Source organism: Pseudoalteromonas sp. MQS005 (assembly GCF_001661605.1).
GTDB lineage: Bacteria > Pseudomonadota > Gammaproteobacteria > Enterobacterales > Alteromonadaceae > Pseudoalteromonas > Pseudoalteromonas tetraodonis.
This window is the reverse complement of the sequence record NZ_LYRQ01000053.1, coordinates 1-19307: the sequence shown is the minus strand read 5'-3', so window position 1 is coordinate 19307 and position 19307 is coordinate 1. Positions and strand designations below refer to the sequence as shown.

19 protein-coding genes are annotated in these 19307 nt (G+C 38.2%); 9 read left to right on the top strand and 10 right to left on the bottom strand.

Annotated features, from left to right (window positions below; all coding sequences use genetic code 11):
- Nucleotides 1-29: 29 nt before the first annotated feature.
- From A9479_RS16050 to A9479_RS16030, 5 genes are all read right to left on the bottom strand, one after another.
- Nucleotides 30-314: a hypothetical protein gene (locus A9479_RS16050; protein WP_197487270.1), complete on the bottom strand. Its 285-nt coding sequence runs from the start codon at nt 312-314 to the stop codon at nt 30-32.
- A gap of 246 nt (nt 315-560) precedes the next feature.
- Entirely contained in the window at nt 561-860 is a 300-nt protein-coding gene (locus tag A9479_RS16045) for a hypothetical protein (protein ID WP_156520109.1), read from the bottom strand.
- A 17-nt stretch (nt 861-877) separates the two neighbouring features.
- Nucleotides 878-1357: a hypothetical protein gene (locus A9479_RS16040; RefSeq protein WP_064663993.1), complete on the bottom strand. Its 480-nt coding sequence runs from the start codon at nt 1355-1357 to the stop codon at nt 878-880.
- 11 nt (nt 1358-1368) lie between these two features.
- Nucleotides 1369-1572, bottom strand: coding sequence for a hypothetical protein (locus A9479_RS16035; RefSeq protein WP_064663992.1), 204 nt, complete (start codon nt 1570-1572; stop codon nt 1369-1371).
- Nucleotides 1565-1798 carry a hypothetical protein gene (locus tag A9479_RS16030; protein ID WP_064663991.1) on the bottom strand — a complete coding sequence of 78 codons (234 nt, stop codon included), beginning with the start codon at nt 1796-1798 and terminating at the stop codon, nt 1565-1567. Before A9479_RS16030 ends, A9479_RS16035 begins: the two co-directional genes overlap by 8 nt.
- Nucleotides 1799-2102: 304 nt before the next feature.
- Here A9479_RS16030 and A9479_RS16025 point away from each other — a divergent pair, with 304 nt between their 5' ends.
- Together A9479_RS16025 and A9479_RS16020 are read left to right on the top strand one after the other, a co-directional pair.
- On the top strand, nt 2103-3314 hold the full coding sequence (locus A9479_RS16025; protein WP_064663990.1) for a ParA family protein: 1212 nt from the start codon (nt 2103-2105) through the stop codon (nt 3312-3314).
- 1 nt (nt 3315) lies between these two features.
- A complete protein-coding gene (locus A9479_RS16020; RefSeq protein WP_064663989.1) occupies nt 3316-4395 on the top strand; it encodes a ParB family protein in 1080 nt (359 codons plus the stop codon).
- Nucleotides 4396-4558: 163 nt separating this feature from the next.
- Here the strand turns inward: A9479_RS16020 and A9479_RS16015 are convergent, their stop codons facing one another.
- Both A9479_RS16015 and A9479_RS16010 read right to left on the bottom strand, forming a co-directional pair.
- Nucleotides 4559-4867 (bottom strand): hypothetical protein, encoded by a 309-nt coding sequence (locus tag A9479_RS16015; RefSeq protein WP_156520108.1) that lies wholly within the window; start codon nt 4865-4867, stop codon nt 4559-4561.
- 49 nt (nt 4868-4916) lie between these two features.
- Nucleotides 4917-8279, bottom strand: coding sequence for a phosphoadenosine phosphosulfate reductase family protein (locus A9479_RS16010; protein ID WP_197487269.1), 3363 nt, complete (start codon nt 8277-8279; stop codon nt 4917-4919).
- Between the two features lie 257 nt (nt 8280-8536).
- Between A9479_RS16010 and A9479_RS16005 the strand changes: the two genes are divergently transcribed.
- The 6 genes from A9479_RS16005 (at nt 8537) to A9479_RS15980 (ending at nt 15892) form a co-directional block, all read left to right on the top strand.
- A complete protein-coding gene (locus A9479_RS16005; RefSeq protein WP_064663986.1) occupies nt 8537-9982 on the top strand; it encodes a phosphoadenosine phosphosulfate reductase family protein in 1446 nt (481 codons plus the stop codon).
- Nucleotides 9983-10075: 93 nt separating this feature from the next.
- Nucleotides 10076-11212 (top strand): DGQHR domain-containing protein, encoded by a 1137-nt coding sequence (locus A9479_RS16000; protein ID WP_064663985.1) that lies wholly within the window; start codon nt 10076-10078, stop codon nt 11210-11212.
- 12 nt (nt 11213-11224) lie between these two features.
- A complete protein-coding gene (locus A9479_RS15995; RefSeq protein ID WP_064663984.1) occupies nt 11225-11536 on the top strand; it encodes a hypothetical protein in 312 nt (103 codons plus the stop codon).
- Between the two features lie 274 nt (nt 11537-11810).
- Nucleotides 11811-12542: a DsbC family protein gene (locus tag A9479_RS15990; protein ID WP_064663983.1), complete on the top strand. Its 732-nt coding sequence runs from the start codon at nt 11811-11813 to the stop codon at nt 12540-12542.
- Entirely contained in the window at nt 12524-13267 is a 744-nt protein-coding gene (locus tag A9479_RS15985; RefSeq protein ID WP_156520107.1) for a TraV family lipoprotein, read from the top strand. The genes A9479_RS15990 and A9479_RS15985 overlap by 19 nt, the downstream gene beginning before the upstream one ends.
- An 18-nt stretch (nt 13268-13285) precedes the next feature.
- Nucleotides 13286-15892, top strand: coding sequence for a TraC family protein (locus A9479_RS15980; protein WP_064663981.1), 2607 nt, complete (start codon nt 13286-13288; stop codon nt 15890-15892).
- Nucleotides 15893-16078: 186 nt separating this feature from the next.
- Here the strand turns inward: A9479_RS15980 and A9479_RS15975 are convergent, their stop codons facing one another.
- Entirely contained in the window at nt 16079-16519 is a 441-nt protein-coding gene (locus tag A9479_RS15975; protein ID WP_064663980.1) for a hypothetical protein, read from the bottom strand.
- Between the two features lie 337 nt (nt 16520-16856).
- Between A9479_RS15975 and A9479_RS19780 the strand changes: the two genes are divergently transcribed.
- Nucleotides 16857-17501: a zinc-finger-containing protein gene (locus A9479_RS19780; protein ID WP_082918346.1), complete on the top strand. Its 645-nt coding sequence runs from the start codon at nt 16857-16859 to the stop codon at nt 17499-17501.
- A 127-nt stretch (nt 17502-17628) separates the two neighbouring features.
- Here A9479_RS19780 and A9479_RS15960 read toward each other — a convergent pair whose 3' ends face one another.
- Together A9479_RS15960 and A9479_RS15955 are read right to left on the bottom strand one after the other, a co-directional pair.
- Nucleotides 17629-18363, bottom strand: a complete 735-nt coding sequence (locus tag A9479_RS15960) for an endonuclease (protein WP_064663978.1) — start codon at nt 18361-18363, stop codon at nt 17629-17631.
- Nucleotides 18364-18434: 71 nt separating this feature from the next.
- Entirely contained in the window at nt 18435-19184 is a 750-nt protein-coding gene (locus A9479_RS15955; RefSeq protein WP_064663977.1) for an EAL domain-containing protein, read from the bottom strand.
- Between the last annotated feature and the right edge of the window lie 123 nt (nt 19185-19307).

Genomic DNA, 19307 nt, shown 5'->3' with positions numbered 1-19307 from the left:
TGTAATCCAAATTTGTTATAATAATGATTTTATTCTGAATCAATTCTGTCAGTAATCTTGATTGATGCTTCTGTTAGACCTATCCGCAGTAACTCTGCTAATGCCCCGTCCAAGCTTTTGAAGATACGAGGCTCATAAGGCTGTCTAGAGCTACTTAACACCAATGGTTCACCATTCCATTCAGAACCATCGAAAATAACTGTGTATGCGCTTTTCATACCTGAAATTTGTGCGTGGTCGATAATCCCACTTTTGACTCGCTCTTTAGCCATAGAGCTAAGTATGCAGTTGCCACTGTTTATACCTGAAATCATGATAATCACCCAATATCCGTTTTTGCTACAATATCAAATATCGTTGCAAAGGTGGAGCTTTGAGTTTAAAAAGAAGATGTGGGTAGTTATTCATTTTTATCAGCCTAGAAAAGCTTCAAAAAGTACAGCGAGGTGAGGTGTATAACTGATAAAGGGGCAGAAGCGAGTTATACCTGAATGACAGTTTTTGGCACTTTGCCGAAATTTAACTTTAGGTGGAAGGAATAAATAGTAAAACCTAAACATTCAAAATAACTTATCTGAGTGAATATTGTTAACAGGCCAGGATATCATTGAAACATTTTCTTCTTTAAAGTAAACGCGCGTCCCATCTTCTTTAACTAAGAATTGAGTTAGCGTAATTGGGTCGGTTTTTAGCGTTCCTTGCAAACGACAGGTCTCGTTGTCACAGCCACTTAACACAACGGTTGCGTTTGGGGTTTCGTTGAATACTGCTGCGACTCTCGCTAAAACCTCGGGAACAACAAAGTAAAATGCAAATAACAATGCAACAACAACCCAATAACGCTTATATTTTTCTAACATATTCACTCCATGAACCATTATTGCCAAGTTGCCTTATTAGATAATTGCTTATTTATTTTTGACATACTAAGCTCAGCTTTTTTACTTTCATCAGCAACGTAAACCCCACCAGCGTATTGAACTAACTTTATAAACTCACTAGATGAAATCAATGGGATTATATCATCATCAATATAGACATTATATTGCCCATCATCACGACTAATGAAACCGTTAATAAGTATATCATGCTCTCTTTCTGTTATTTCGACCTTAGCCCCATCAGCGAAAACATTGAAGCATGAAGCCTCTTGAGCATATACATATGCAGGCCTTGTTATACCGAAATATCTCGAACCCGAAGAGCCACTACAAAAATTCAAATTATTAATATTCAACCTTGATAGATCACCCTTAAATTCTTGCGCCAGAAGAGATGAAGCGACATGACTTCTCTCATTTAGGCCGCAACCAATAACGGTGAAAGCAATACAAACCAAAAATAATACTTTAATCATACTCACCCCTATCAACTGAACAAGCTAGGAAGGTCAATAGCCTCACCAGTATATGTATCGGTAATTTCACCTGTTTCTGACACTGAAATAAATTTCAATAGACGAGTATTACTAAGTGAAACGTGATCACCTAAGCATAACAAAAGCTCACTGTGTAATGTTTCAGCATCGGAAAACTCTTTATCTTTACAACCAATTTTTCTTAACTTAATCATAAAAGTACCTATACATAATCGATAGAGATTTAATAACAATAACTAGACCTGCAACCAAGCCAAAAACTATTGAAGCAATAAAAAATAACAAGTGAAAATCACCTGCAAACCAAGCTGCAATGTTATAAGAGCCTACAAGAAGCAACATTAAGCCAAACAACATCTCAACAATCACTATCGGTAAGCGCTCTCCACCAGCGCGTGTAATAACTTTACTAGAGCTCATTTGGCACCCCAGCATAGATAAATATTATTCTGATATAGCAATACAAAGCACATAACCAAATCTCAGTTTCGTGTAAATAAGATGAGCACCACTATATTGAACTTTTAAAAACGCGGGAGAGGGCGAAAAAAAACCAAAAATTGAATTTTATTTAGGAAAGTACAATATTAAGCACCGCTATAATTGTTTTATGTCGAATCCCTACAAAATAAACTCCCTCTATTTTAACCCTATACCTCAAAAAATGCTTTATACCTCTAAAATAAAGGTATAGAATGAAAAAAAATAATTAATCGGAGTGTCTATGACAGTTTCAAATATAGAAAAGACAGATTTAGCGTTTCAAAGCCTGAAGCAAGGTGCAGACCAAAATCGAGCAAGACGTAATCGACGCCTTTTGAACAATCATCAAAAAGAGTTAAGGAACTACACACGTAACGAGGCCTCCACTTACCTTGATATTGACGTCAAAACACTTGATAAGTATTGCAAGAACCTTGGTATTGATCCACGCCGCCATGAAGACAGTAAATGGTCGCTCGATATAAAAGAGCTTTACCAAGTAAGGGATTCACTGCCAACTGAGATGCGCAAAGAGCCAGTGTTTAAAAGAAGCGAAAAACAAGAACTCCAAGTTATCGTTATTCAAAATCAAAAGGGCGGTGTTGGTAAAACTGTATCAGCAGCGACAATCGGCTCTGGCTTAGCTACTGAGTTTCACCAAGAGTATCGTGTAGGCCTTATAGATATGGACGGACAAGCAACTCTTTCAATGTACTATGCTACTGAGGCAGAAAACATAGGCTGTCTATCGGTTGGCGATCTGATTATGGGTAACTATGAGCTAGATGATGGAGAAACCCTAAAAGATGCTGTTAGTGACTCGTTTTTAGAAACAACCATACCTAACTTGCGTATTTTACCTGCTTCACAATCAGATAGAGCAATTGAAGGCTGGTTTCATGAAGGTGTTTTCAACCAAAAGTTTAAGTCTCCATATACACTCTTACACAATATAATCGAACAAGTAAAAGATGAATTTGATGTCATACTCATTGATACACCACCGTCACTAAACTACACGACATATAATGCTTATTACGCAGCAACAAGCATTATTTTTCCGTTAGCTACAACTGAAAATGACATTGATGCTACATGCTCTTACTTTGGGTATGTACCGCAAGTTTGGACGCTATTAAAAAATGCTAACCATCAAGGTTATGACTTTATGAAAATACTGCTTACAAATCATAAAGACAGTTCAACAACGACTGAATTGCAAAACAATCTAAATGAAAGCTTTGCCGGCTTTCTTTACCCAAGTCAATTCAAGAGTAGCGAAGCAGTTAGAAAAGCCACATCATTATTATCAACAGTATTTGATATGTCTAAAAGTGAATACCCTAATTCTAAAGCGTCATATCATGCAGCGCAGGAAAACGGATATGAGGTAACTAGCCAGTTACAGCGTGATTTAGTTAAAGTATGGCATCAACAAGACCAGGAGCAATAACATGGCCAAGAAGCGCGGCGGAGTTTCACCGCTAGGTAATTCATTCGGTTCCCAAGAGGCACTTAAAGAAAGTGCCAAACAAGAGATAGGTTACATAGCCCAACAATTAAAAGAAAAAGCAGACTTGCTAGAAACACCAATTTCAGATGTGTTAGCAGCACATCTTGGAATACACAGCGTGGGCAAAAGTCGTGTCTGGACTTTAAAGTCAGGGAGAAAAGCAACATTCACTGAAGTTACTCTTACTCACGAGCAAGTAAAAAACAATACGACAGTAACCTTTACTGTAAACGGACGAGATCAATCAACCCTAACGAAAGAGTCACTTAAGGACTTGGACACCTTAGAGCAGCAGCAGTTCTACCCTGCCATTGGTCGTCGCGTTGCTGGTAAAATTGACTTGCTAGACGGCTCTCGTAGAAGAGCGCGGTTTTTGCTTGCTGGTGGCGCTATAAAAGAATTTAAGATGTTGGTTACCGATGATGATGTAAGCGTTAGCGATGCAAAAGCACTAGCGGCATCATTACAAGTTGCCAAAGAGCACAACCTAAGGGAAGTCGGTCTACGGTTACAGCAATTAATTGAAGAGCATCAAATCGAGAGTGAAACGAAGTTAACCCAAACCGAACTAGCTAAACTGTCAGGGTTAAGCCAAGCAAAGGTAAGCAAAGCCTTAAAAGCTGCATCAATAAACGAGGCGTTAATACGTTTATTCCCTGATATAAATGAATTGGTCAATAATGACTACAATGCATTGGCTAGTTTACAGAACTCAGTTGGTGAAGATGCATTAAATGATTTTATTGAAACTATTCAATTTAAAATTGATGACAGCGAAACCTCAACCTCAGGTGAAGAATACAAAGATCAGATATTAAAATTACTTAAGAGCAACGCAAGCGAGTTGCAAGAGAAAAAAGAAAGGCCGGTAGTAAGTGAGCTGGCTAAATTCGACTCCAAAGATAAGTTTGCGAGAAAAAAAGTGGTGGATAGAAAATACGTATACGAATTTAATCGTCTCCCACAAGCTACACAAAATAGGATTGACGAAGCCATTAGGCACATTTTACAAGATTCATAATAGAAACCCGCTTAAAAATGTCATTTAAGCGGGTTTTTTCATGTGGTTTTCGCCACAAGTAAAAAGAGTTGTTTTTCAATACCATTCAGTACCTTACATTTTATTTCGGGCATTTATTCAGGGTGAATAAGCCAGCTATACCCTCACTACTCTCAATGAAATACTAAACCAGCATACTTGGTCGCTGAAACATAATGGCCTTAGACTGCAATTGCGCAAAAGGAACTGTGCGACCATTAATTGATTTGAGCTTTACCATTAATTCATCTGCTTCTTTTATTTCTACCTGATAACGTTCACCAGTAGAAATGGAGCTTAACCATCTTTGAGCACGAACGTAACTCACATTGAAATTACGAGATAAATCTCTTGCAGTAAAAAAACGTTTTTCTTCAAGCATAAACTCCGAAGCATCAGTAACAGATAACATAAACACCTCCAAAAAAGTCAGTTCAGATGTGCTTTCTTTCACATCTACATCAACTATAAAGATGAAATAAAATCGCGCTTCAATTGTGAAATTAACCCATTAAAGCAAGTTTATCTGAAAGTGACATAGAGCCAACCATTCGCTTTTTATCGCGAAGAGTTAAATGATCAAGTTTTTGATGTATACCACTTAACAATTCAATCGTTGAAGACATATTTAATTCAATTTTACGAGTTTGCTCTATTAGCACTTCAAGGTTTGGATTCCAGCCTCTTAACAAGTGCTCTGCATCAGAGAAGTTACTAAAACATGAATTGTGAACCATACCTACAAAATCTGCTTTTGCACCTTCTCGTGAGCTATGCGCTCTCTTGTTAAATGCTTGCAAAGATGAAATAGCAGATTTCCAGTAATTTAATGCATTATCCAACTCCAATTTAATTTTCAAGAGCGCTTTACTCACCTCATTAGCTCTGGCTATGCGAACAGAAGGGTTTGATTTTATTTCTGATGCTATCTGACCGGACGTTAACCTTTTTATCAAATCATCAATTGAGTCCACACCATCAAACTGGATAGCAAGCCATAACAATGACACCTTAGCCCTATCTGCAACTGGTACCTGATGTGAATCGAACGATAACATGAGCAAGCTAGAAAAATGCTGGTGGACAGCTGTATTAACTGCTGAATATACACCACTCTCAAATGTAGATAACTGCTTTGTAATTTCAGCTGGTTTATTAAAAGCCTCCACTACCTTAGCTCTCTCGTTATTGCGGTGATTGCGTATAAGCCTCAAAACCTTGGCTTTGTCTTTTCTGTGTTGCGACATCGACACTGCCCCAGGAGCGTTAATTACATCACTAACTGACATTGACTGAAAGCGGAACATATCTAAAGAATCAAATACCTGAGTTCTCTTTAATAGGTATTGGAATTGGGTCCAGTATTTTCGCTCTATTGATACAACACCTTCTGCCAGTAAAATCTCTAAAGCTTGCGTTCCTGAATACCTACGAACTTCGCTACGCTTTGTCTTCAACAAGTGGCGGCGCTTTACTAGGCGTTCCATATATTTATTATGTATATCTATAGCTCGCTCAATGCCACCAGCCTCCTTAAACTGACCAATTGACTCTGGAGTGATTAGAATATTCTCTCGGGCTTCCTCTTCTTTTTGAAAAAGTGATGTATCGTGTATATGAATAACTTTCTGAGTGTGCGTATCGAAATTAGGGAGCAACATATCACTACGCTGACTATGAGCTTCATGTAATCTGCTATGAACGTTTAAAGGGTAAAATACCATACGAGTATTACCGCGCTTTAACACCCCCTTATCAATCTTACTTACACGCTGAGTAAAATTTATCTTACTCGCAACTTTGCGACCCTCAGTAACGTAACCGGTTATGAAAGATTGCTTCTCTAAGTACTGAACATCTCTTGTTAGTGAGAATACGCCGTCACACATTGAGAAGTCAGTTATTGAGGCTGGTGGTTCAAACGTTGAATAAGCAACACTTTCAAAGCGAGATTGACAATATTTAATAACTTCATCTAGCAAACCTCCAGCCATCAGCATTTCAAGAACCTGACCTTTGGCCACCTTTCCTTCAAGTACTACTTTATTAATTATTGGCTTTAATAACGTATAAGTAACATCACCGACTTTGGCTTTAGTAATACCATCAGTTACAGGCTTAACAACTACGTGACTGCTAAAGGAAACTATTACTTTTGCCGATTTATTAGCCTTACGGTTAATACTGCAATTCATCTCTTCATCAAACACATCACTTGTATCAACAGGCCTTCTCCACAAGTCAATCAATGACGTATGATTGAAAACATGATCGTGAGCATCTTCATTTTTTAGCACAGGCATCATCACAGCTTCTGGAAGAGACTCATAACCTTGCAGCCTCCCAACTTCACCGGCCTTTAATTCTGCATTAAGTTTTGGGTATGGTATCCAACCCTCTCCTTTCTCAATTTGTCGCCAGATGGCAAGCGGCCTAAACGGAGCTGAACCGATACCATCTAATGACCAACGAAACGAGAGTAAAAGCGCGTGCGCCTCACTAAAGTAACTGTTTAGGTTTTTTGGATCTTGAAGACACTCACCGTACATCTCTAAAAACGCTTTCTTTACCTTTGGCGCTAGAGAAGAATCATCAGCGATACACTGCATTCCTGGGTGCTTATCCCCCTCCCCTTTAGCCAGTAAAGCTTTAAAACTATTTGCGTTAGCTATTGACGATTGAGTTAATTGACACGCATATCGGACTATCTTTTCTAAGTATCGAGGTTTTAAAGTATTAGCCTGCAACGCAACTCTATTATATCCAACACTATCGAAAGCTCGTGAATGTAAAGCCCTAGCCTCAACGCTTGAACTAATGCGATACAACCAGTCACGTAGGCGCAGCGTATCCTCAACCCCTAAGACCTTCCATCTTGTCAATTTTGATAAATTTGTAGCTGTTTTGTCAGTGGTTGAAATCATAGTACAGATAGTACATCCGAAGCGACTTTTACCATTACAGCCTGAGCCATTAGAGCTACCAGCTACAACATCACAAACCTCATTCCCACTACCGTTGCCATAAATCTCCATTAGCAAACCAAAGTCAGCTAAGAAACCATTTACCGAATGCGCTGAGCGCTTTAAAGGTTTACTCCCCGCCAAACTTAAAAGCAAAAAAACATCATCAGTTTCCCACTCGCTTATAGGTGCGAAATTATATACTGCAGAAGAGCCTATTTTTACAGGTTTCATCTCAGCCATTAAATCCTCAACAGATTTACTTTTTATATTCTGGGTTTCCATGTTTTTAGCGCGGCGTGTTGATTCGCTTTTTCTCGACCCTAGGCAGACTACGATTGGAGAATCCTTATAGATTGAGTCTTGTTGATCATGGTATGAAGATGTAATTTGACTCAAAAGCTTCTCATTAGGGTCAACTTTAAGAATAACAGAGCAGTCCCCATACCTATTAGGTGTTGCTGGAATTTTTTGACCACCAACATACCTAATAAAGAACTGATTATTCATTGACGGGCCAACTTGCTCGTATTGAATATTTATACCAGCATTACGAGCGTACTTAACCATACGCTTGCTTGCATATGACACAAACATTTGCATGGCAATTGCCTCAGCGTATGTGTTCACATTAGAGACGATTAAAGGACGTTCAGGCTCAATGGTTTTTAGCTCTAAACATTGACGGTAAGCCTCAATAACAGCCAGCAACGTCACTGTTGAGTCTTTGCCAAATGACACAGGTACAGCGCAAATAGTTTTTTTTACCTCTAGCAGCTTACGTATACCAGCAACCACTTCGTTAAACTGTGCAACAACCCGCTTGTCATGCGAAATTGAAAAAACATCTTCTACTGAAATAGTTTCAATTAGCTCTTCTGGGTTAAATTTGAAAACACTCACTAGCTGACTCACTTAGTTAATAATGAAGCTATTGTGAATGATTTCTGTAATCGCGTAGAACTCAAAAAAACAATAAACAAACAAAATATTCGCCATATAAAAAACACGATAAATATACTTAAAATCAACAACATATAAAACTAAAGGCATATTATTCAGGGTGAATACGCCAAATTATTTAGTTAATATTTCATAACAAACACGTTTTTCCTTTTATCACATAATAACCTCTCATCAAGACGTCAATGGAGTTAAGCGTGGATTATCCAAACAACTACTTAAAGATAAAAAATACCGTAGAAAAATATGTATCAGGTACATACAACTTACCAGTTATCGAAGATAAGAAGGTTTTTTATATAATACCTCTAAGTGGTGGCCTTGATAGCTTTGCAACGGCTTACACTTTACTTGCTAAATTTCCAACAACACCTTTTACATTTGTTCATGCTGACACAATGGCTGAAGCAGAGGGAACTGAGGAAGCACTTAAGGCTTTTGAAGATATAACTGGCAGAAAGATTATTAAACTAAAACCAAAAGCAGGTCTGTTTGAGGGGATAGAAAAGTATGGAAACTTCATACCAAGCCAAAGACACCGCAGTTGCACTCAAACATTAAAAACAGTACCTATTAAAAAGTTTTTTGACGCGCTAAAACAACGCCATGGCGATGACTCGTTGTTTATGCAATTTGTAGGGTTAAGGGCTGATGAACCTAAAAGAAAGGGAATAGAGTGGAGTCAAGAGCATATTGGTTCTGCATACCCCTTACAGTCTCTTGGCATTACAAAGCAGGCCGTAAATAAAATTGTTGAGGAGATACAGATAACACCTATCTATTATCTTAACAAGTCGCGAAGTGGATGTGTCCCTTGCATTTTCTCTAGAAGGAGTGAACTCGTTGATGCATGGTCAACATCAAGCGCTAGACTGGATAGAGCAGCAAAAATGGAAGAGATACCAGGTAATATACTAAAAATATACAATGACCTCCCTACTCCGGTTACAAAGCTATTAGGCGCTGGGAGAAACTGGCTCAACTTTTACAGACCAGCAGCTTTAGGGTATCCACGTATGGGTTGTGAAGAAAAGCGTGGAAAAAACAAAATAAACAGCAAAATAGTCGATTTGTTTGGTGCCAGCGAAAGCAAACGAATTTATGCAGCAATTGAATATCACTACTACCCAAATAATTACGGTATCGCAAAAGAACCATTCATTTTCTTTGAGAGTTTACTTACATACTCAACCAGTCTAGGTGGTATTAAAAAATCACTTAAACATTTTTGGTTACATCGATTGCACACCAAAGAAATGTATAACCATGATGAAAAACAAATTGGTGAGGAGCGCCGTATTTTTATATTCGAGATAGAAGTTGATGATTATGAAAATGAAATACCTAAATCACCAGATGAAGTTTTCACTTGGCAAAACGACAGAACACCACTTTATGCCATTAGAAAAACTATAAGTGTAATAGAGCGAATTCTTCTTACCGAAGGAGAGCGTCAAAATACCCGTCACAGTGATCCAAAAATTAAAGAGCAAGCATTAGCTTCAATGAAGAAGTTAGATAATCAGAGAGAGTATGGCCGAACATTAAATGTATCAGAGTACGTTAAACCAAGCTTCGAGGAGCTGGTGGATGATATTGATATAACAGAAGCCCCAACTGCTTGCATGGCTTGTTCACGGTAGGTGAAACAAGCTGATTGAGGTTTATATTTTGGATCATGCGCGATTTATTAATCTTAGTATTATTAACTCAATTGAAAATACTGGAGATAATTAATGACTACTCAAACAACTTCTAACCAAGACTTGCTGTTAGCCCTTTTCAAAAGCAAAGAGGGTATTGAGTCATTAGGTGTGACGACATATGAAGGGGTAATGACATTCAAAGAGCTGGCTGAGCATTTTACTGTTGAAGCTAATTCTGATCAGCTGAGCGAAGACCAAAAGAAACAGCGTGATGTCGATGCACCAAGAGTGAACGGCTTAAAAAAATACTGGGGGACAAGTCCTGGTACTGTTTTTCCAAATATAACTTTATTTGCGAACAAAATTGCAGTGAAAGAAACACATACAATCGCTGGCAAGACAATGAACACCGCAGTATTAGAGCCTAATTGCGAAACTTTTATCTGTGATGGACAAGGTAGAACTACATTCATCCAATGGCTACTTAACCAAGAGGGTACAGATGAATTTAACAACCATACAATCAGCTATAAGTTAATTGTAACGAACACCGAAAGTCTTGACACTGAAAAAGCCACCAAAATAATCAAGCAAACTTTTGCTGATTATCATGTGAATCAGAAGTCTCCAAGCGCATCAATTAGTAAATATTTCAACAGTAATTCAGTATTAACACGTGTTGTGAATGAGTGTCTTGAACTTAGTGTTAACGACAAAAAAATAAAACCGTACATAGCCCTTCAAGGTAAAATTAAAACAGGGCAGCTTTGGACTTATCAACAATTCACAACAATGTTGCAAAAGTTTTTAAATATCACTCAAGCATCTGCAGAAAAGGAAATCAATACTGAGGATAAGTATCAGGGCACTGTAAAACTCTGCAAGGCATTCCTTAGCCGTGTATTCGACATTATGCCGCTGCATGAGCTAGATGATAAGTCTAACCACTCAAATCTTATTTTCAGTCGCGCTATATTTGCAAATGCTTTGGGTTATGTCGGGCGTTCTTTGTTTGATGAAATGCTCGATAATGAAAAACTCTCATGGGATTCTATAAAACAACTCAACCTACCCATATCAGATAAAGAAGACCCTCATTGGCAGAAATGCAACGTGACAATGAAAGATGGAGATAGTGTGAAAATTATAAAGGGTACCGACAAGCGCTTAGCGTATTTAATATGTCGCGAGCTACGCATATACCCATGCGAAGAATTGGCCGCTTAAAGGAGTGTATCCATGAAAAAGCACTGTCTGGTTGATATGCAAGCCGCAAGGTTTCCTATCGCACAAATACAACTAAACGCAATACTTGATAAATTTGTAGAAAGTGAATACGAAACAATGAGTATAGTAAGTGTTAATGACTCCCTTGGTAGGTGCATCAATCAACGAATCTCCCATAGAGGGCTGAAATTAACACTCAGCACTGACGTGAAGCGCGAAAGTATTACAAGTAAAGATATTGAGCGATGGCAAAATGATTACGACGAAGAGGATTATGAAGATGTACTTTACCGGCTACATTTTAAGATCATAAAAACGTCATAAGTTAATAATTACATGAAGCCGCATTAAGAAAGCCTTATTGCGGTTTTTTAGATCAGACTTATACCAACTCATTGGTTCTAACGCACACAAAACACACTATTACCATGCAAAACCAAGCTTAGAGACAATAACAATAGCCGTTGAAAGCCTTGAGTTAGTAAAGCTATGCTCTGAGATAAATCGAAATTTTTATTTATAATTAAATAAAAATACGCCACTGCATACTTTTGTAATCTTTAAAATGAAATTAAATTTTACTAAAGAGCAAATAATTATGACCTTGAGCAAAACTCTCATCTCAGCTGCTGTAATAGCATCTGCATCCATCAGTTTGAACGTTAGTGCAGAATCAATAAACCCGAAAGAGCTAAAACAAACACTCACACAGAAGGGTGAAATTGAGGGAATTCAAGAGCTTCCAATTGAAGATCTAATGTTAGTAGAAACGAAACAAGGAAAAACCTATTTTGTATCAAAGAATGGGCGTTTTGTTTTCCAAGGAAAGCTAATTGACAACTGGTTCCGCCGAACAATTAATACGGTTAGTGAAGCTAAGGCGGCGCATCGCGTACCTCTCGATAAAATGGGAGTTAAACTTGATGAACTTGCCACTCTTAGCTTTGGCAATCAGGACATTCCAAAACAAGCAACGATAATTGTCGATCCAAACTGTGGTTATTGCCATGCACTATTTAACAAAATAAAAGCCTCGCCTGAAAAATACAATGTTGATTTTGTACTTACAGCTTTATTAGGCCCCGAGTCATTAAAGGAGTCTAAGCGTCTTCATTGTGCCGCCGATAAATCTTTGGCAGTTATAGACTTACTAAACAGTACAAAGCTTGCCAAAGAGATGAGAAATGATTGTGACTCAGTTGCTATCAATAAAGCACCAATAGTAATGGGGTTACTTGAGGCTCGCGGCACCCCATTCCTTATTCGTGAAGATGGACTAACTCTAAACGGCCTACCTAATGATTTTGACGCTTGGTTAGCACAGGAATAATCACCATGAAACTAATAAAAATACTCACATCTTTATATGCTGCAACAATTTTATCTGGCTGTACTTCATTCACCATTGGTGAAGAAGAATTTTCATGTGCCGGTAAGCCTGACCATTCTTTGTGTAAGGGGCCAATGGAAATTTATGAGCTGACAAATAATCATGATGATTTAGAGCACATGATGACTGATGAATATCGCCAACAGGCAATGGCTGAAAAAGAACATAATCATAAGCACCAGGATATAGCGAAGCCTCAGCTAAATAAAGATGAAGACCTTACGTATGTATATGAATCAAGAAGCCTGCGCAGGCAGAACAACGAGAATTATGATAAAGCCAATATTGTAGCGATAGCTAGCAACCAAAATATGACTCAATCAACCAGTAACGACGAGCTAGATAACTTACGTACTTTTAATTATGTACCAAATGACATAGCACCAGAACCACTTGCTGTCTTAGAAGAAGCTGAAGCAATGAGAATATACGTTTCTTCATGGGAGGATAAAGGTGGAGATTGGAATATCCCAGGTTACGTATATGTAGAGTTAAAGCCTCGTCGCTGGATATCTGGGCACCAAGCAGAAATGAGGCCTAGTCGAGTTTTACCATTCCAAGTAATCCAAAAAAGCAAAACCAACTCAAATCGAAAAAGCAACATGGCAAGAGGTGTTGACCCTTTGAGCATTGCACGCCCTATGCAAAACCAAAACGGTCTTTAGTAATTACAGAGGTGTTCAATGATTAGCAAGATTTCAGAAGCAATTAGCAAAGCATTAAATCTTGATGTGGAAGAAACACAAGAGAAAAATGAAAGTGGCGGGGCACTTTGGCAAGGTAACCTTGATGCTCAAAAGAAACTTTTAAGTGGTAATAAGGTTGCTGATTTAAATTGTGTTTTGGAGTATATCGAAGATTACCAAATGTTTATCATGGAAGGTGGTTACATCGGGTTTGTTTTGGCATGCCAACCAACTAATGGTGTTAATGATGAAATAAGAACGGCATTCGAGGGTTTTCTTACCGAAGAGTTCCCAAATAACACCCTTATTCAACTAAGCTTAGCGGCTTTACCTAGAATTGATAATTTCTTAAACGGCTACATGGCATTGCGCAAAGGTAGAATGGGCAATGCTGAAGATAGCGACCTGGCCGATGCAATGAGCGAATCGGTTGTAGACTATTATTCTCAAGCACGTAAAGGCTCACTAAACAATAGAATCGGAATCAGGCCTAGAGACTTTGAGCATTGGGTGACAGTAAAAATACCAGTTAAGAACTTTATTCCAACAGACAAAGAACTAAAAGAGTTTGTTGATATAAGAGAGCGTACTTACAGTATTTTTGAGGGGCTTGGTTTAGCCCCAGAGGTACTGGACGATACTGGGTGGTTAACAAGGATGCAAACGTTCTTTAATCACTCTGAACACTCACTGTGGCGAACAAAACCAAAAATAAACAAGTTAGCCCCTCTGGGTAGTCAAATTCTAGAGCGCGGCAATATATTGAGCAGAGATGAAAATGGACTAGCTTTTGACTCATCTGAAGAAGATGGAGAGGGGTTTGCAACAGTAATGACACTCAAGCAGACTCCTGAGTACCTTAATTATGGTGACATAATTAATTTACTGGGTGATTGGCGATATGGTAAGCGAACAGTGGCATGGAACCCATACATAATGACATTAAACATCCAATTACCAAGCGACCACTCTGCAAAGGAAGAGTTTAACCGCCGTAATAGTTGGTTAAAGAAGCAGGCCAAAGGGAAAATGCTTGAATGGGTTTCTTCACTAAAAGATCAAGTGACAGATTATAATGCTATTGAAGAAGAGCTTAAAAACTCGCGACTATGTAAGCTTAGTTTAAGCATGGTCGTGCTTGGTGAAGATAAAGCTCAAACAGTGGCTGCAACACGCAAACTACAAGCTAGTTTTAGGCGTAAAGAATATAAGTTCACAATAGAAAACGTGTTAGCCCCTAGCGTTATCTTAAACTCATTACCACTTGGCCTTGACGATGAATATATTAAGTTATCAGAGCGTTTTGATGAGTGGACCGCCAAAGGTGCCGTTTTTCTAACTCCGCACTCTTCATCATGGAAAGGAAACACGCCATACCCAGTTCTTGAATTTGTAACGCGTTTTGGTCAAGTGTTTGGCTTAGATATATTTAGCACTGACAGCTCATACAACGCACTAATTTGTGCACGTTCTGGGGCTGGTAAGTCTTTTTTCAATAACAAACTAATTACTTCATACCTTGGCTCAGGCGTGAGACCAAAATGGGAGGAGGGCAGCGCTGGAGATGGCGCTCAAGTTTTCGTTATCGATAAAGGCCGCTCATATGAGAATTTAGCAAGTCAATATGAGGATGCTCAATTCATAGACTTTAACGAAAACATGAAGTTTTCACTTGATCCTTTTGCAAGCATTGACGATTTTTATGGTAAAGAGGGTCAAGCAGCAATGGTTCACTCTTTACTTAAAGCTATGGCATCAGAATCAGGGGAATTGAATGACTTCCAGGCAACTGAAATGTTGACGGTACTCACTGAGCTTTGGGACAAAAAGGGCCCGGAAGCGTCAATTACAGATTATTCTGAAATGTGCCAAGAACATGAAGAAGTTGAATTGAGAAGAATTGGGCGACAATTAAAACCATGGTGTGACGGCGGTATATATGGTGATTTTTTTGGTAAAAAGTATCCACCAGTTAACTTTTCATCACGATTAATTGTTTGTGAAATGGATGAGCTTTCATCACAGCCTCACTTGTCACAATGTGTATTAATGAGCCTAATTAATGCCGCTCAACATGCTATGTTTCTATCAGGTGATAAAATAAGAAAGTTATTCATTCTTGATGAAGCTTGGGAGTATTTAAAAGATAAGCCCGGTAAAACAAACTATCTGGCTGAATTTTTAGAAACAGGTTGGCGTAGGTTTAGGAAAACGCGTGCAGCTGGTATTTGTATCACGCAGAGTCTTCTGGACGCTTATCAATCTCAAGCTGGTATGGCCATTGTAAATAATAGCCCTTGGAAATTCATGCTTGCCCAAGAGCGTGAGGCCGTAGACAAACTTAAAGAAATGAAAGCTTACGACGGTACCGATCAAGATTATGACCTGATGAAAAGTGTACATACCGTCAAAGGGCAATATTCAGAAATATTAGTACGCTATGGTGAGTCTCGTGAAGTGGTTAAGTTGTTTGTTGATAAACAAACGCAATTAGTTTACTCGACAGATGCAGATGACAGAACGCTGGTGAATAGCTTTAAAGCTAAGGGGTTCAGCATTAAAGATTCACTCAAGATGGCGCATGAGCATAAAAACGGAAAGTAGTATAATTATCTTCTAGAGGTAAAATACCGCGAACATTTTTGTGACGCGGTATTTTTTTATCGATAAGGCTAGAAAATTTATATTCTTTTAAAAGCCTTATCGTAGCCGGGGAGAGTAATCAATTGGAAGGGTTTATTAGGGAAACGAGCACCGGTATATAAACCTGAAGCCTAGCGGCGGTGAGCGTTAGAATTTATTTAACTCTTTTTGGCATTCATTACGCAATCTATATATTTTTTTAAACAGCTTTTCATCGAATTCAATTTTTAAAGTCATGCCATTACCGTAGCTAATTACCCCTAAAGGGCTTGGTAGATACCACTTGTTTAAAATACCACAATACAAACAAAGCTGTGCTTGTTCGTAAAGACTGATGCTTCCAGTATAGTTCCGGCTTTTAAATTCGCATACTACAAATCGAAAAAGTAGGGGATTAAACAATATACAGTCTGGTGCACCACAGACAACACCCTTTTTAATATACACCGGCTTACGACCACCAATATCTCCACCTAGATATAAATAATATAGAGGGACACCTAATTCTTTTTTTGCCTTATAACCTTTAAATATTAAAAACAAAAAAACAATAAATAAGACTATCAAATACTGAATAATAAGTAACATAGTACACCTACAATTAAGATCATAACCAACCGACTTCCAAAAGTAGCCTTTCCCTTTTTTTCATGCGCTTTAGTGCCGCGCTTTGCAGCTTTAACATCCAAAGCACGCCCCTTGTGCTTTATGAACTTACCTCTATCTGAGTAAAACATAGCGAGCTGAGATACGGGGACATATTTACTATTTTTCATAAACAACCTCAAAATGTAACGTAAGCAAAGTATGCCACTCAAAAAAATACGTTTGTGAAAATAAAACACAGTTTTTAATTAATTATTAATCCAGTGCGCGATTTTAGATTTGCGATTAAATAGGCGTTAATTAACCACGAGGAATTAAAATGTCTTATTTAAACCAAATTGACCTGAAAGATATTGTCCAGGCCCAGTTCAACCGCTCGAACATTACAGAAGCTTCAACATACAATTATGTAAATTCTTTAAACGAATTATTAAAAGATCACCGGTACAGTGAATTGTCACTGCAGGTTATTGGGGAGCTCAAATTTAAAATGGCGTCTCTTCAGGACCCAGCTGAAAAATCATATAACATGCACTTCATTCATTTTTTAGAAGATTACATAATGGAAAGGCCATCAAAGCCAAATCATAACGTGAAGGTTCGGTGCCAGTATTGCTGTGGTTTGGCATCACTTAAACCATCAAAGCAAATATACAAAGGCAAAGATCATGGCTTAGTCTATATATGCGAGAATTATGGTAACGGTTGCGACGCGTATGTTGCTTCCCACAAAGGTGACAACCTTCCTCTGGGAACTCTTGCCGATACAACAACAAGATCGGCAAGGCAGAAAGCACATAAAGTAGTAGATGTACTATGGAGAGAGTATGGTTTTGCGCGGGTTGATGTTTATAAGCAGCTAGCTAATTACCTGGGTGTTAAGCCGAACAATTGCCATATCGGTAAATTCAATGCGACACAATGCGAGTCTGCAATTAATTTTACTAAAATGATTATTAGTTGAATTAGGGTTAAACGGGTGTGTATCTTGTAACCCTTAGAGCAAAAGGGAAAGCGCTAATTATTTAGATAAATAAATTAACTACCCGCATATCATAATGCGGGTTATTATTTAACATAGAAAACTTATATTAAAAGCCGGCACTTTCACAGCGACTTTTTACCACGTAATTTTTATTCCCTTGTAAATTTGAGATTTTTTCTGCTCTAGCACATTCCCAGGCATCAACAGGATACAACTTATCCCATGCATTCATTAGCTGCCGTTGCGATTTACTCATGCTGTATCGTTTGTATGTATTCTCCATATACAGGTAAGTACGCGCAATTCGGCCTCTAGCAACCTCGGGCGGTTCAGCCTTGCCACCTTCAATTTTCATTGCACAACTTCCAAAATCACTTTTAGCCCCCGGAAGCATCGTAAAATTATAATTACTTCTCAGCGCATTAACCGCGCCTATTGCTGGGTAAAGGTTAAACATATCAGCCTGCATAAAGCGATATTGGGCATTTACTTTCTCTGCACACCTGCGGCCTTTAAATGAGGCTCCCTTACTATTTACACATAACTTATGTCCATCTCGCCACTCACTAAAAGTGCGACCAACATTTTCAGCTGGCAGAACGTGCTCAAACTCGATTTTTTTGGCTCGTTTCATGTATTTAGATGTAGTAAAACCAATAGGCGCAGTAACTTTTTTATTGACGTCAAATGTTGCACCACAATACAGTGAAGTTCGGTGGTTATTGTAAACCTGATTTTCTAAAAGTCTTTTAGCTTTGCTGAATGAATCTATTTTTTGGTTTGCTGATGAAGCTGCAGAAAAAATAAGTAAAGTAACAAGTGAGATTGAAATTGATTTCATTATGATTACCTGTTTCTGTTTGATAATGCCACATACAATAAGTTAAGCATTGGATGACACACATTAATATCTCAAAGCGGGGCAGGGCGACCCAAACCGTAACCCTGGCCATAACAAAACCCCAACCGTTTTGCCAAATTTATCTGCTCGGCGGTTTCCAATCCCTCCAAGCACACAGAACAGTCAAAATTCGACTTAAATGATGATGCCAACACCAAAACATTATGACTATTTTTATGTGAAAGTGCTTTTTTACTAAAAGAGCGATCAAACTTTATAAGCTTCACATCCAAAACACTTAACAAATCAAAGTTAGATATTCCTGTTCCAAAGTCATCTAACGCAAACGAAAACCCAAAAGAGTTTAGAGCGTTAACGGTGTCAATCATCTTATTTAGTATTAGTGCAGAGCATGGGCGCTCAGTTATCTCAAATATAACTCTGTTTTTATTAAGCCCGTTATCACTAAAGAACTCAGTAATAAATTTAAAGAAGTTATCAGATGCTATCTGAGCAGGCTCTAAGTTAATTGTAAAGGAGACACTGGAGAATCTTGGCTCCAATAAATATTTAGCAACCGATTCCAAAGTGAATACTGTTAAAGCATCCTCTTGGCCGCCAGATACAATATCCACAATCAAAGATTCAATGCTTTGCGATACTTCTGGTGAAGCTCTAAGCAATGACTCATACATAATCAAGTCACCTGTGTTCAAACAGTAGATTGGTTGGTAATGGAATGAGCACAAATCAAAATCAATGGGTTTAAAACCCAACGATTCAGTTTGATCAATAGAAATTTCTCGATTATGAGCTAACACAATTAGTTTCCTAATAAATTTGGAAGTATGGCGGCCATAATTATATCCAACCAAAAATCTACAAAACCCAAATAAATTACAGTTTTATTATTTTTATCCCTAAAAACCAAAATAGTGAGCAAT